Origin of the sequence: Sphingopyxis sp. BE259, from assembly GCF_031457495.1 — a bacterium.
Classification (GTDB): Bacteria; Pseudomonadota; Alphaproteobacteria; order Sphingomonadales; family Sphingomonadaceae; genus Sphingopyxis.
The window spans coordinates 2,661,143-2,674,335 of record NZ_JAVDWM010000001.1; the positions used below are offsets into that span (position 1 = coordinate 2,661,143).

The window sequence follows — 13,193 nt, forward strand, 5'->3', positions numbered from 1 at the left end:
GCATTTGTCGGCTGGAACCGTTAGTCGCGCGTGCCATGGATTCCAAGCACAACCAGCCCGCCGCTTACACTTATGCCCAATCCGGGGTGTCGATCGACGCCGGCAATGCGCTGGTCCGTGCCATCGCCCCGCTCGCCCGAGCCACGCGACGTCCCGGTGCCGATGCCGACCTCGGTGGTTTCGGGGGCTTTTTCGATCTTAAGGCGGCGGGATTCAACGATCCGCTGCTCGTCGCGGCGAACGATGGCGTCGGCACCAAGTTGAAACTCGCGATCGAATCGGGGCGCCACGACGGGGTCGGCATCGATCTGGTCGCGATGTGCGTTAACGATTTGATCGTGCAGGGCGCCGAGCCGCTGTTTTTCCTCGATTATTACGCCACCGCCAAGCTCGACAACGACGTCGCCACACAAGTGGTCGCGAGCATTGCCGAGGGGTGCAAACAGGCTGGCTGCGCGCTGATAGGCGGCGAGACTGCCGAAATGCCGGGGATGTATAGCGAAGGCGATTACGACCTCGCCGGTTTCTGCGTCGGTGCCGTGGAGCGTGACCAGGTGCTAACCGCCGACAAGGTCGCCGCGGGCGACGTCATCCTCGGCCTCGCGTCCTCGGGCGTCCATTCGAACGGCTTTTCGCTGGTGCGCCGCCTCGCAGCCGACAAAGGTTGGAAACTCGATCGCCCTGCCCTGTTCGACCAGAATATCCTGCTGATCGACGCGCTGATGGCCCCGACGCGCATCTATGTGAAAAGCCTGTTGCCGCTGGTGAAGACCGGAAAGATTCATGCGCTGGCGCATATCACCGGCGGCGGCCTGCTCGAAAATATCCCGCGCATCCTGCCCGAAACCTTGCACGCGCATGTCGACGCCGATGCGTGGGACCAGCCGCGTTTGATGGCGTTCCTGCAGGCGCAGGGCAATATCGAGCCCGAGGAAATGGCGCGGACGTTCAATTGCGGCATCGGCATGGCGGTGGTGGTTGGCGAGGCCGATGTGGTCGATGTCACTGCGGCGCTCGAAGCCGCGGGTGAGACGGTGCTGCGGATCGGTCATATCGCCGAGGGCACCAAGGGCTGCACCGTGACCGGCAGCGCAGAGACGTGGAGCGCAATGGGTGCGTGGAGCGCAACGCACCACGGTTGATTTTTCCCGTCACCCTGAACTTGTTTCAGGGTCCATGGCCTGGTGTCGAAATCGACGCTGCGGTTGCGGAGAGAGCAGGCCATGGATGCTGAAACAAGTTCAGCATGACGAAGGTTGGGGAGCGATGATGACCAAAGCCAAAGTCGCCGTCCTGATCTCCGGCGCCGGCACCAACATGGCGGCGCTGCTCTACGCGGCTAAAGCCCCCGACTGCCCCTATAAACTGGTCCTCGTCGCCAGCAACAACCCCGAAGCGCCCGGCCTCGCGATCGCCGCCGCCGAAGGCATCGCGACGTGGAGCCTCTCGCATAAGGGCATGAACCGCGACGCTTTCGACGCGCTGGTCGATGCCGAACTCCGTGCGGCCAAGGCCGATTTCGTCGCACTGGCGGGCTATATGCGGATCCTGAGCGACGATTTCGTCGCGCGCTGGGCGGGCAAGATGCTCAACATCCACCCCAGCCTGCTGCCGCTCTACAAGGGGCTCGACACCCACCAACGCGCGATCGACGCGGGCGACAAATTTGGCGGGTGCAGCGTCCATATCGTCACCCCGGGAGTCGACGACGGCCCGGTGCTGGCGCAGACGCCGGTCGCGACCCTGCCCGGCGACACCGTCGAAACACTGGCGGAGCGTGTGCGCTTTGCCGAACATCAACTTTATCCGCAAACCCTCGCCGCTTATGTGTCGCGCGAACGCAGCCCAGACTATCTGCGCGCCCGCGTCCGTGATCTCGCGATGGCGCTGCCCGAGGCCGACGAAGTGACCTCGCACGGCATGCCGTGCTTCGGCATCGTGAAGGGCAAGAAGTTCGCCTATTTCACCGAGGATCATCACGGCGATGGAAAGATCGCGCTGCTGGTCAAGATCAGCGGCGCCGACGAGCAGGCGGCGCTGATCGAAATGGACGAAGACCGCTATTACCGCCCCGCCTATTTCGGCGACGGCTGGGTGGGTATCCGGCTCGATCTGGGCGACACCGACTGGGACGCGATTGGCGAATGGCTGCGCAAGAGCTGGCTGGCGGTAGCGCCGAAGAAACTGGCGGGGCTGATGGCGGTTGCAGAGGAATTTTAGGGTCAGGCCCCGGCAATCGAAATAGACGCACTGGTGCACAACCGCCGATTGATCGTTCCACGCGGCGCCCTAGGGTGAGCCTCCCGCCAACGGTTGGAGCGATCCGGACGATGCGCCACGCCTTTTTCCCGGTCGTCCTTGTCGCGGCGGTGCAAGCCTTCCCGGTGCATGCAGCCGAATGGGCGATGATTGACAGCGTCGAAACGAAGGGCGATCGGTCGATCTATTATGCCGACTATAGCGAAGTCACTTTGCGCAATGATGTCTCGCTGACCGGTGTTCCCGTGTCGGGGAAGCCGCCACAGCAGGACGATCTGCCGCCGGCGCCGTTCGAGAATACCGAAGTGGCCTTTGTCGAGGTGATGCAAGTATTCGAATCGGCCTTGAAACCGCGGTACAGCAATTATCGCGTCGCCGCCGATTGCGCGCGGCACCGGATGCAGATCGTGACAGTTGATTCAATTTTCCGCGACCATCGAAAGGAGTATTCTCGCCAGGGAACCGGCTGGTTTGACGTGCCACCGGACGGATGGCTGAGCCGCGTGAACACCATTGCCTGCGACCGCCAGGCAATCGTTGCCGCGACGGAAAAGGCCGCCCGCGACAAATCCTATGATCCGATGGTCGATCTCGGGCTGTTGCCCATCGGCAATTTCGCCTTGTCGTCACCGCTCGAAGAGCTGACCTGGTCGACCTTCTGGACGGACGCCACCCCACCGCCGCTCCGGCAGCAATCGGAGGAAGAAATACGCGCGGTGAAGCAGAGGGTCGACGAGATGCTCGTTAATCTGAGAAGCCAGCTCGACGGCTATATTGCGATGGGCGAATTGGCGCTGGCCGACCAGACCGACGAACGCAATTTCATGGCGCGCATCCTTCCGAATTTCAGGGGCAAGACGCGGTTGCAGCAAGCCATCTTCGGCAGCATGGCGGGCTGGACCGAGGCCGAAGTCATTAAATTCTGGGGCCGCCCGGCTGCGATGCGCCAGGTCGGCACAACCAAGGCGTTCGATTATGAATCGAGCTATGATACGCGCCAGTTGATCGTTCAGCAGCTGAGAACCGGCAACGTCGAATATGAGGTTGGCGATTTTGAATATTGCGCGCTGACGCTGTTCATGGCGCCGGGCGGGTCGAAACCCGGCCTACGTCTGGTCGATTTCGCGATCAGCGGCGACAATTGTCGGCGGGCGACGCTGAACCAGATCGGACGCTAGTTGCGAAAAAGGCCCGCGAAGCAATCCGCGGGCCTTTCGCTTTACGCGAGGCGTCGGGTGCTTAGCCGACGATTTCTTCGGGCTTGAAGAAATAAGCGATCTCGATCGCCGCGTTTTCGTCGCTGTCCGAGCCATGGACGGTGTTCGCTTCGATGCTTTCGGCCAGTTCCTTGCGGATCGTGCCAGGTTCGGCGTTGGCAGGGTTGGTGGCGCCCATGATGTCGCGGTTGCGCTGCATCGCGTTTTCGCCTTCCAGCACCTGGACGACGACCGGGCCGCTGATCATGAAATCGACGAGTTCGCCAAAGAAGGGGCGTTCCTTGTGGACCGCGTAAAAGCCTTCGGCCTGTTCACGGCTCATGTGGATGCGCTTCGACGCGACGACGCGCAGGCCGGCGTCTTCCAGCATTTTGGTGACCGCGCCGGTGATGTTGCGGCGCGTGGCGTCGGGCTTGATGATCGAAAAGGTGCGGGTAACCGCCATGGGGGAAGCTCCTAGGTTATTATGGTCTGCGATGCGCGCGCCTCTAGCCGCGCTTTTGCTGCATCGCAAGGATAGAGCGCGTCCTGACCTACGGCCCTTCCGACCAGCGCCCGTTTTCGTCCTGTTTCCAGAAGCGGTTATCGACATCAGCGCGCGCCGACAACGTGCGCCACGTCGCGCGGGCATCGTCGATGCGGCTGTTGTCGAAGAGCAGGAAGATACGATCGAAACCCAGCGCCTCGTCGCGCCATTCGCCGTCGGCGAGCGCCACCAGTCGGGCGTCATTGGGCGGCGGCGGGTCGAGCGTTCCCGCAATCAGGATCGGTTCGATCGCCTCGTCGGGCGATCCCGCGGCGCCATGCGGCAGGAAGCTGGCGGGGGTCAGCGTCCACAGCGCCTCGTCGATCGCCTGCCGCTGCATCGCCGGGGCGGCGACGATCAGCAACCGGTCGCCCGTGCCCAGGATGCGCCCGGCGATGACGGGGAGCACCCGTTCGACGGGATCGCGGGTCAGCCGGTAAAAATCGACGCGAGGCATGTCACTAAACCACCACCGTCATTGCGAGGAGCCGAAGGCGACGCGGCAATCCAGAGCGCGCGTAAACCGCCCTGGATTGCTTCGCTTCGCTCGCAATGACGAAGTGAAAGACATCAACCCTCGTGGTTTTCGGCGATATATCGGTCGAGCAGGCGGACGCCATAGCCCGTCGCGCCCTTGGCCCACACCGGACCATCCTTGTCGCCCCACGCCATGCCCGCGATGTCGAGATGCGCCCAGGCGACACCGTCGTCGACATAGCGTTTCAGGAACTGCGCCGCGGTGATCGAACCGCCTTCGCGCGGGCCGATATTCTTCATATCGGCGATCGGGCTGTCGATCAGCTTGTCGTAAGCCGCCGAGAGCGGGAAGCGCCACAGCTTGTTGTTGCTGGTCTCGCCCGCTGCAATCAGCTTGTCGGCAAGCGCATCATCATTGGCAAAGATGCCCGCATATTCATGCCCGAGCGAGATCACCATCGCGCCGGTCAGCGTCGCAAGATCGACAATGACCTTGGGCGAATACATCTTCTGCGCCCAGGTGATCGCATCGCACAGCACCAGCCGCCCTTCGGCATCGGTGTTGAGGACCTCGACCGTCTGACCCGACATGGTGGTGACAATATCGCCCGGTCGCATCGCGTTGCCATCGGGCATATTTTCGACCAGGCCGACGACGCCGACGACATTCGCCTTTGCCTTGCGCCCCGCGATCGCCTTCATCGCGCCCGCGACCGCGCCTGCGCCGCCCATGTCCCATTTCATCATGTCCATGCCGGGACCGGGTTTCAGGCTGATGCCGCCGGTGTCAAACGTGACCCCCTTGCCGATGAACACCACCGGCTTGTCACTGTCATTACCGCCGTTCCAGCGCATCGCCAGCAAGCGCGGCGGGCGGGTTGACCCCTGCGCCACCCCGAGCAGCGCCCCCATGCCGAGCGCCTTCATCTGGCGCTCGTCGAGCACTTCGATTTCGACGCCCAAGTCGGCGAGATGCTGGCAGCGTTCGACAAAACTTTCGGGGTAGAGGATGTTTGGCGGCTCGGCGACGAGCGTCTGGGTCAGCGCCACGCCGTCGGCGATCGCCTCATTCGCGGCCCAACGCGCCGTCAGGTCGTGGTGCGGCGACGCGATGGTCAGCGACTTGAGGCTGGGTCTCGCGTTGTCGGCCAAGCGGGTCCGATAGGTGTCGAGGCGCCAGTCGCGCAGCTTCGCGCCCATTGCGAACGCCAGCACATCCTCCTGGTCGACGACCCCAGCGCTCGCAAAATCGACATGGACCGCCGCGGCGCCGCTGGTCTGCAACCGCGCGGTCAGCGAGGCGCCCGCGCGCTCCAGATCATTCACGCTGCCTTCGCCGATGCCGACGAGCAGCAGGCGCAAGACGCGGCCGCCATCGACCGCCGCGGTTTCGGCGATGCCCCCCGCCGCGCCTTCAAAGCGTGCCTGTGCCGCAGCGCCGCCGAGCAGCGCGCCGTGCGGCTCGCCGAGCGCCTGGACAAAGGCGTTCAGCTCGCCCTTGCGGACCGGAAAAGCGACGACGTCGGCAGACGCATCGATTTGCGCGACAAAGTGAATGTCCATTCGGTAACTCTCTCATGCGATGATTGATTGCAGCGTGCGGGACCGATAGGGGTTTCGCTTGCGAGTTGCAAAAACAAAGCAGCCGGTCCAACCCGGGCGGACGCGATCGATAAGTGGGACAAAGTATTTCAATGAGCTGGGCTTTGTTCCGACAGACGCGCCGTAAGCCGCCGCTGTGGCTGGTGACCGCGAGCAGCATCGCACTGCTGTCCAGCCCGGTCGCCGCGCAGCAGACGGACGAATCATCCCCCGCGCAGGAAGTCACGGGTCAGCCCGACCTGCAAACCCCCGACATCGCGCCGGTCACCACCGATGCCCCCGCGGTTGCCGCCGAGGACCAGGTCGGCTTTGCCGCTGACAACCTCAATTACGACAGTGACACCGAAGTCGTCGTGGCCGAGGGTAATGTCGCGATGAACCGCGAGGCGATTTCGATGCGTGCCGACAAGGTGACGTGGAATCGCAAAACTGGGCAGGTGTTCGCCGAGGGCAATGTTGCGATCAAGAATCCCGAGGGCGATACCGCCTATGGCGACCGGATCGAGCTGACCGACAGTTTGCGCGACGGCGTCGTCGAAAACCTGCTCGTCGTCCTCGACAACGGCTCGCGCCTCGCCGCGATCAAGGGCACGCGGTTCGAAAATGGCAATATCGAGCTGGAGAACGCCGCCTACACCGCCTGCCAGGTCGAGGACGCCGAGGGTTGCCCCAAAAATCCGAGCTGGCAGATCCGCGCCGTCCGCGTCACCTATGACCGGGCAAAGAACAAGATCCGCTACAAGGGCGCCCGGGTGGAGATTTTCGGGCTGCCGCTGATCCCCTTGCCCGGCCTCAGTCACCCGGCGAACAGCGAGGCGGGCAGCGGCATATTGGTCCCCGAAATCCGCCTCGACCGTAGCAACGGCTTTGAAATCGCAGTGCCTTATTATCTGCGTCTCGCGCCCGACCGCGACATCACAATCACCCCGCATCTCTACACCGGCGCGGCGCCGATGCTGGAGGGTGAGTTCCGGGCGCTGACTGACATCGGATCGTTCCGGATCAACGGCTATGCAACCTACAGCTCGCTGGTCCCGCTGACCGGCGAAGACCCCGACAGCCGCAAACGCTTTCGCGGCTATCTGGAAAGCGCGGGCAAGTTCCAGTTCGATCCGCGCTGGAGCCTGACCTATTCGGGCCGCATCGCCACCGACCGTACCTTCATGCGCCGCTATGACATCAGTCGCGACGACCGGCTGCGCTCGACGTTCGAGCTGGAACGGATCGGCGGTAATTCCTACCTCTCGATCGCCGGCTGGGCGACGCAGACGTTGCGCGCCAACGACGAACAGGGGCAGCAGCCGATCGCGTTGCCGATCATCGATTATCGCCAGCGTTTCTCCGATCCGGTGCTCGGCGGGCAGGTCGAATTGCAGCTCAATACGCTGGCGATCGGGCGGACTTCGGGGCAGGACACCCAGCGCGCCTTTGCCGGCGCGCGCTGGGATCTGCGCGGCCTGACGCGGCTGGGGCAAGAGGTCACGCTGACCGCCCTGGTGCGCGGCGACGTCTATCACAGCGACGAAAATCTGCTCACCGCCATTCCCGGCTATCGCGGCAAATCGGGCTGGCAGGCGCGCGGCATTGCCGCCGTCGCCGCCGACATGCGCTGGCCGTTCGTCGGCGAATTTGCCGGCGGCACCCAGACGCTGACTCCGCGCGTCCAGATCGTCGCCACCCCGCCGATCGAAAATATCGACATTCCCAACGAAGACGCCCGCGCCTTTGATCTGGAAGACAGCAATCTCTTCGCGATCAACCGTTTCAATGGCTACGACCGGTTCGAGGACGGCGCCCGCATCACCTATGGCGTCGAATGGAACTACAGCCGCCCGGGGTTCAACATCAGCAGCAGCGTCGGGCAAAGCTATCGCCTGTCGGACAAGCCCAGCCTATTCGCCGACGGCACCGGGCTGACCGACCGCACGTCGGATGTCGTCGGGCGGACGACGATTGCCTATCGCGACTTCCTGCGCCTCACCCACCGCTACCGGCTCGACAAGGACAATCTGGCGATCCGCCGCAACGAATTTGACGCGACGATCGGCAGCCGCTCGACCTATGCCGTGCTGGGCTATTCGCGGCTCAACCGCGACATCCTGCTGCTCGGCGAGGATTTGCAGGACCGCGAAGAGGCGCGCGTCGGCGGCCGCGTTGCGATCGCCCAATATTGGTCGGTCTTTGGTTCGGCGATCGTCGATCTGACCCAGCAGAGCGACGACCCGCTCAGTTCCGCTGACGGGTTTGAGCCCATTCGCCATCGCCTTGGCATCGCCTATGACGACGACTGCCTGTCGATTGCGCTGACCTGGCGCCGCGACTATGCCGACACCGGCGATGCCCGACGCGGCAACAGCTTCTCGTTCCGCGTGGCCTTCCGCAATTTAGGGTTCTGACCGCTTCGCTCAGCCTAGGTTCAGCGTTCGCGCGCTATCTGCAGGTCCGAAACGGTCTATATGGCGGATTGCGCTGGACCATCGGGCGTATCCGCTGATACGGAGCGTGCCATTAATTCTCGAATAGGGTGAAGATGACCAAATTTTCGACCATGATCGGCCTGATCGCCGTGGCCGCCGTCGGCATCACGCCGGTGCTGGCGCAGACCGTCAGCGATGACGAAGTGCCGACGACCAGCCTCAACATTCCCGGCAATGTCCAGATTTTCGGCGATGCCAAGAGCAACGTCTACCGTCCGTCGGCAACCGTGAACGGCGAGATTATCACCGCCACCGACATCGAACAGCGCATGGCGCTGATCCGCATCGCCAACAACAATGTCGAGCTGCCCCCCGCCGAGGTGCAGCGGCTGCGTCAACAGGTGTTCAGCAACCTTATCGATGAAAAATTGCAGATTCAGGAAGCCAAGGCGGCCGACATCACGATCGACGAAAATGTCGTCAACGACCAGTTCGCCCGGCTTGCCACCCGTTTCAAACAAACCCCCGATCAATTCGCAACCTATCTGACCTCCAAAGGGTCGTCGGCGGCGGCGGTCAAACAGCAGATCCGCGGCGAATTCGCCTGGGACCGCCTGTTGTCGCGCAACATCCAGTCGACGACGAACGTGTCGACCGACGAGGTGACGTCGGTGGTTCAGCGGATGAACGATTCCAAGGGCCAGGACGAATTCCACCTGGGCGAGATTTATCTGTCGGCGCCGCCGGAAAATGTCGCGGCGGTGACTGAAAACGCCCAGAAGATCATCCAGGCTTTGCAGGCGGGCGGCAGCTTCGCCGCCTATGCCCGCCAGTTTTCTGAGGCATCGACCGCGGTCGTCGGCGGCGACCTCGGCTGGGTGAAACCCGGCCAGCTGCCGACATCGATGGCCGAGGCAGCGACCCAGATGCAGCCGGGCCAGCTGGTCGGACCGATCCAGGTTCCCGGCGGTGTGTCGATCATGTTGATGATCGACCGGCGCCAGGTGCTGACTGCCGATCCGCGCGACGCGATCCTCAGCCTGAAGCAAATCTCGCTCGATTTCGCGGCCGGCACGACGCAGGCCCGCGCGTCCGAGCTGGCTGGCCAGTTCGCGGAAGCGACGCGCGGCATCGCGGGCTGTGGTGCGGCCGATGCGGTGGCCGCGCAACTGGGCGCCACCGTCGTCTCGCGCGACAACATCGAAATGCGCGCGCTGCCCGCGCCGCTGCAAAACACGCTGATCAACCTGCAAGTCGGCCAGACAACTCAACCGTTCGGCGCCGCCAACGAGGGCGTCAGCGTTCTCGTGCTGTGCGGCCGCGACCTGCCGCAGACCGCCACGGCGCCGAACCTCGAGCAGATCGAAGCCCGGTTGCTGGAGGAAAAGGTCAACAAGCGGGCCCAGCGTTATCTGCGCGACCTGCGCCGGGATGCCGTGATCGAATATAGCTAATGCCGTATCCCGATCTTCGACAGCCGATCGCGGTCACCATGGGTGACCCGGCCGGCGTCGGACCCGAAGTCACCGCCCGCGCTTGGGCGGCGCGCCGCGAAAGTGATTTGCCGCCCTTTTTTGCGATTGGCGATGCGGCGACGATCACCGCCGTCTGGAACGGACCGATCGCCCGGGTGGGCGACATCGATCAGGTTCAGCGGACCTTCGACGACGCCTTGCCCGTCTGGCATCTCGAGGACAGCGGACCTCTGACCCCCGGCACCCCGACCGCGGCGGGCGCCGCCTGCGCGCTGCACGCGCTCGAAACCGGCATCGGACTGACCCGCAACCAGGCCAGTTCGGCACTGGTCACAGGATCAGTATCGAAATTTGCGCTGCACAGCATCGGCTATACCCATCCCGGCCAGACCGAATTCATTGCCGAACGCTGCGGCGTGACCGCCACCAATGCAGTCATGATGTTGGCCGGACCGGCATTGCGCGTCGTGCCGCTGACCGTCCATATTCCGCTGATCGAGGTGTCCGAACGGCTGACCGTCGAGTTGATCGTCGCCAAGGCGCGGATCGTCGTGCGCGGTCTGAAACGCGATTTCGGGATCGACAATCCGCGCCTCGCGCTCGCCGGGCTCAACCCTCATGCCGGTGAAAGCGGCCAGCTCGGCAGCGAAGAAGATCGCATCATGACACCCGCGGTAGCCCAGCTTGCCGACGAAGGCATCATCGTCGATGGCCCGCTCGCCGCCGACAGCCTGTTCGCGCCCGCCGTCCGCGCCCGTTATGACGCGCTGCTCTGTGCCTATCACGATCAGGCGCTAACCCCGTTCAAGGCGCTGCATTTCCACGATGGGGTCAATCTGACCCTCGGCCTGCCGATCATCCGCACCTCGCCCGACCATGGCACCGCGTTCAACATCGCCGGGACTGGTCTGGCCGACCCCGGCCCGACGATCGCAGCGATCGCCATGGCCGCCAAGCTGGCGACGGCGCGCGAGCGCAGCTGCGCCCCCGCCAAGTGAGCCCCCGCCCCGCACCCCAGCTGCCGCTGCTGCGCGAGACGGTGCGCACGCACGGGCTGCAGGCCAGCAAGGCGCTCGGCCAGAATTTCCTGTTCGACGAACAATTGCTCGATCGCATCGCCGCGATTCCCGGCGACCTCGATGGCGCCACGGTGTTCGAGGTTGGCCCCGGCCCCGGCGGGCTGACCCGCGCGTTGCTGCGCGCCGGTGCAAAAGTGATCGCGGTCGAGCGCGACGATCGCTGCCTGCCGCTGCTCGCCGAACTCGCCGAAGCCTTTCCCGGCCAGCTGACGGTGATCGCCGACGATGCGATGGCGGTCGACATCGACGCGCTGACCGGCGGCGCGCCTTATCATATCGTCGCCAACCTACCCTATAATGTCGGCACCGCGCTGTTCACGCGCTGGCTCGAACCCGCCGCATGGCCGCCGCGCTGGCAATCGCTGACCCTGATGTTCCAGCTGGAGGTCGCCGAACGCATTATCGCCCCGGTCGATACCAGCGCCTATGGCCGTCTCGCGGTGCTGGCGCAGTGGCGATCGACGGCGAAGATCGCGATGAAGGTCCACCGCTCGGCCTTCACCCCGCCGCCCAAGGTGATGTCGGCGATCGTTCACGTCGTGGCTGCGGATCAACCCGCGGGGATCAATCCGAAATTACTGTCCAAGCTGACCGAAAAGGGGTTCGGCCAGCGCCGCAAGATGCTGCGGCAAAGCCTGAAAGGTATCGAAGGCGCGGTCGCCGCGGCCGAGGCCCTAGGCATTGACCCAACCCGCCGCGCGGAGACGGTCAGCGTCGGCGAATGGGTGGCCTTGGCGCGCGCGCTCGGGGCGTAGAGCCGTTCGTGTAAAGGCAGAACGCCAGGATTTTGAATTAGAATGAATTATCGCCATTCCTTTCATGCCGGCAATAGCGCCGATGTCGTAAAGCACAGCCTGCTGATCGCCCTCGTGCGGGCGTTGCAGCAAAAGCCGGGCGCGCTGACCCTGATCGACACCCATGCGGGCTGCGGGCTCTATGATCTTGGCGGCGAGGAGGCCAGGCGCACCGGCGAGGCCACACAGGGCGTGCTGCGCGCCTTTGCCGACGCGAACCCCTTGCTGAACGACTACCGCGCCGCGGTGCAGGCGGTGAATGCCGGGGCCGAGCCGCGTCTCTACCCTGGATCGCCGCGATTTCTGGCACAGCTTCTGCGTCCGCAGGATTTTCTCATCCTGAACGAGAAACATCCCGACGACGCCTATGCCCTGCGCGTCGCGATGCGCGACACATCTGCCGCCGTGCATCAGCGCGACGCCTACGAGCTTTGGCTGGCGATGGTGCCGCCTCGCACGGCGCGCGGCGTCGTGGTGGTCGATCCGCCCTACGAGCAGACCGACGAACGCGCGCGCATCACCGCCACCCTCGCCGCTGCGCACCGCAAGTGGGCGCATGGCGTGACGGTGATCTGGTATCCGCTAAAGGACCGCGCCACGCATGTGCGATGGAAGCAGCAATTGCGGAAACTCGGCATCCCGAAGTTTCTGGTGGTCGAGCATTGGCTGTACGACAGCGATCAGCCCGACATTTATAACGGCGCGGGCCTTTTCATCGTCAACCCGCCCTACGCCTTCACGCAGACGCTGCCGCCTCTGCTGGAAGCCCTGCGCGCCGCGCTGGCGCCGGACGGGCATAGGGGAGAGATCAGGGCCGCCTGGTTGGGCGATCGCGCTTAGTCGCCGTTGGCATCAACCATGAAGACCGTCGGCTTGCCGCGAGAAGCCGGCTCCCATCCTGCCGACAATGCCGCTCGCACCCCTCGTAAGGCGATTGCGTCGTTGATGTGCGAACGCCCTTTCGGCAATCCTTTCAACAGGCGCTTTGGCGTCGGAAATTCCAGCACGGCTTCGCGCGGCATATCTCTCTGGCGTAAGGAGACCGTCATGCCCCTCCAGCCCTCGGACGAGGACAGTTGGGGCTCGCTCAGGAGTTCCCAGTCATATTTGACACCATCGAGTTCGACGGTGCCGCCGCGGCCGTGCATGTGAAGCATAGGGTGGCCCTTAGCACGTCAGGCGCGGCGCTCCAGTCGGTTCAGAGAGATGCCGGACCGTCTAGCCGCCAGGACAGCCGCTCCGCGGCGACGATTTCGACCGATAAACGACGTTCCGCGTCTTTTTACTTCGTCATTCCCGCGAAAGCGGGAACCCAGGGTGGGATCAGCCGACGCACGCCCTGGGTTC

The 13,193-nt window shown here is 64.1% G+C and carries 12 protein-coding genes; 8 read left to right on the forward strand and 4 right to left on the reverse strand.

The window, feature by feature from the left end:
• Positions 1-35: 35 nt before the first annotated feature.
• The 3 genes from purM to J2X44_RS12890 all read left to right on the forward strand — a co-directional run bounded on the left by purM (position 36) and on the right by J2X44_RS12890 (position 3,437).
• Positions 36-1,142 (forward strand): phosphoribosylformylglycinamidine cyclo-ligase, encoded by a 1,107-nt coding sequence (gene purM, locus J2X44_RS12880; protein WP_310084681.1) that lies wholly within the window; start codon positions 36-38, stop codon positions 1,140-1,142.
• Positions 1,143-1,269: 127 nt separating this feature from the next.
• A complete protein-coding gene (gene purN / locus J2X44_RS12885) occupies positions 1,270-2,220 on the forward strand; it encodes a phosphoribosylglycinamide formyltransferase (protein ID WP_310084683.1) in 951 nt (316 codons plus the stop codon).
• Positions 2,221-2,294: 74 nt separating this feature from the next.
• Positions 2,295-3,437 (forward strand): hypothetical protein, encoded by a 1,143-nt coding sequence (locus J2X44_RS12890; RefSeq protein WP_310084685.1) that lies wholly within the window; start codon positions 2,295-2,297, stop codon positions 3,435-3,437.
• Positions 3,438-3,498: 61 nt separating this feature from the next.
• Here the strand turns inward: J2X44_RS12890 and ndk are convergent, their stop codons facing one another.
• The 3 genes from ndk to J2X44_RS12905 all read right to left on the reverse strand — a co-directional run bounded on the left by ndk (position 3,499) and on the right by J2X44_RS12905 (position 6,042).
• The gene (gene ndk / locus J2X44_RS12895) at positions 3,499-3,921 is read right to left on the reverse strand and encodes a nucleoside-diphosphate kinase (protein ID WP_293843015.1); all 423 of its coding nucleotides are present in this window, start codon (positions 3,919-3,921) and stop codon (positions 3,499-3,501) included.
• A gap of 88 nt (positions 3,922-4,009) precedes the next feature.
• The gene (locus tag J2X44_RS12900) at positions 4,010-4,459 is read right to left on the reverse strand and encodes a DNA polymerase III subunit chi (protein WP_310084688.1); all 450 of its coding nucleotides are present in this window, start codon (positions 4,457-4,459) and stop codon (positions 4,010-4,012) included.
• Positions 4,460-4,572: 113 nt separating this feature from the next.
• Positions 4,573-6,042: a leucyl aminopeptidase gene (locus tag J2X44_RS12905; protein ID WP_310084690.1), complete on the reverse strand. Its 1,470-nt coding sequence runs from the start codon at positions 6,040-6,042 to the stop codon at positions 4,573-4,575.
• A 131-nt stretch (positions 6,043-6,173) separates the two neighbouring features.
• Between J2X44_RS12905 and J2X44_RS12910 the strand changes: the two genes are divergently transcribed.
• The 5 genes from J2X44_RS12910 (at position 6,174) to J2X44_RS12930 (ending at position 12,686) form a co-directional block, all read left to right on the forward strand.
• A complete protein-coding gene (locus J2X44_RS12910) occupies positions 6,174-8,477 on the forward strand; it encodes an LPS assembly protein LptD (RefSeq protein ID WP_310084693.1) in 2,304 nt (767 codons plus the stop codon).
• 134 nt (positions 8,478-8,611) lie between these two features.
• The gene (locus tag J2X44_RS12915) at positions 8,612-9,952 is read left to right on the forward strand and encodes a peptidylprolyl isomerase (RefSeq protein ID WP_310249303.1); all 1,341 of its coding nucleotides are present in this window, start codon (positions 8,612-8,614) and stop codon (positions 9,950-9,952) included.
• Complete coding sequence (pdxA, locus tag J2X44_RS12920; protein ID WP_310084697.1) at positions 9,952-10,971, forward strand: 4-hydroxythreonine-4-phosphate dehydrogenase PdxA; 1,020 nt, start codon at positions 9,952-9,954, stop codon at positions 10,969-10,971. The genes J2X44_RS12915 and pdxA overlap by 1 nt, the downstream gene beginning before the upstream one ends.
• A 20-nt stretch (positions 10,972-10,991) precedes the next feature.
• Positions 10,992-11,807: a 16S rRNA (adenine(1518)-N(6)/adenine(1519)-N(6))-dimethyltransferase RsmA gene (gene rsmA, locus J2X44_RS12925; protein ID WP_405053404.1), complete on the forward strand. Its 816-nt coding sequence runs from the start codon at positions 10,992-10,994 to the stop codon at positions 11,805-11,807.
• Positions 11,808-11,849: 42 nt separating this feature from the next.
• Entirely contained in the window at positions 11,850-12,686 is an 837-nt protein-coding gene (locus tag J2X44_RS12930) for a 23S rRNA (adenine(2030)-N(6))-methyltransferase RlmJ (protein WP_310084703.1), read from the forward strand.
• On the opposite strand, the gene J2X44_RS12935 is transcribed toward J2X44_RS12930, so the two are convergent.
• Positions 12,683-13,003, reverse strand: a complete 321-nt coding sequence (locus tag J2X44_RS12935) for a hypothetical protein (RefSeq protein ID WP_310084704.1) — start codon at positions 13,001-13,003, stop codon at positions 12,683-12,685. The two genes, J2X44_RS12930 and J2X44_RS12935, sit on opposite strands and share 4 nt — an antisense overlap.
• Positions 13,004-13,193 lie beyond the last annotated feature (190 nt).

What these genes read in the sequence shown, in the direction of transcription:
- purM (WP_310084681.1), top strand. Translation starts at nt 36, where the DNA reads ATGGATTCCAAGCACAACCAGCCCGCCGCTTACACTTATGCCCAATCC.
- purN (WP_310084683.1), top strand. Translation starts at nt 1,270, where the DNA reads ATGACCAAAGCCAAAGTCGCCGTCCTGATCTCCGGCGCCGGCACCAAC.
- ndk (WP_293843015.1), bottom strand. Translation starts at nt 3,921, where the DNA reads ATGGCGGTTACCCGCACCTTTTCGATCATCAAGCCCGACGCCACGCGC.
- J2X44_RS12900 (WP_310084688.1), bottom strand. Translation starts at nt 4,459, where the DNA reads ATGCCTCGCGTCGATTTTTACCGGCTGACCCGCGATCCCGTCGAACGG.
- J2X44_RS12905 (WP_310084690.1), bottom strand. Translation starts at nt 6,042, where the DNA reads ATGGACATTCACTTTGTCGCGCAAATCGATGCGTCTGCCGACGTCGTC.
- J2X44_RS12910 (WP_310084693.1), top strand. Translation starts at nt 6,174, where the DNA reads ATGAGCTGGGCTTTGTTCCGACAGACGCGCCGTAAGCCGCCGCTGTGG.
- J2X44_RS12915 (WP_310249303.1), top strand. Translation starts at nt 8,612, where the DNA reads ATGACCAAATTTTCGACCATGATCGGCCTGATCGCCGTGGCCGCCGTC.
- pdxA (WP_310084697.1), top strand. Translation starts at nt 9,952, where the DNA reads ATGCCGTATCCCGATCTTCGACAGCCGATCGCGGTCACCATGGGTGAC.
- J2X44_RS12930 (WP_310084703.1), top strand. Translation starts at nt 11,850, where the DNA reads ATGAATTATCGCCATTCCTTTCATGCCGGCAATAGCGCCGATGTCGTA.
- J2X44_RS12935 (WP_310084704.1), bottom strand. Translation starts at nt 13,003, where the DNA reads ATGCTTCACATGCACGGCCGCGGCGGCACCGTCGAACTCGATGGTGTC.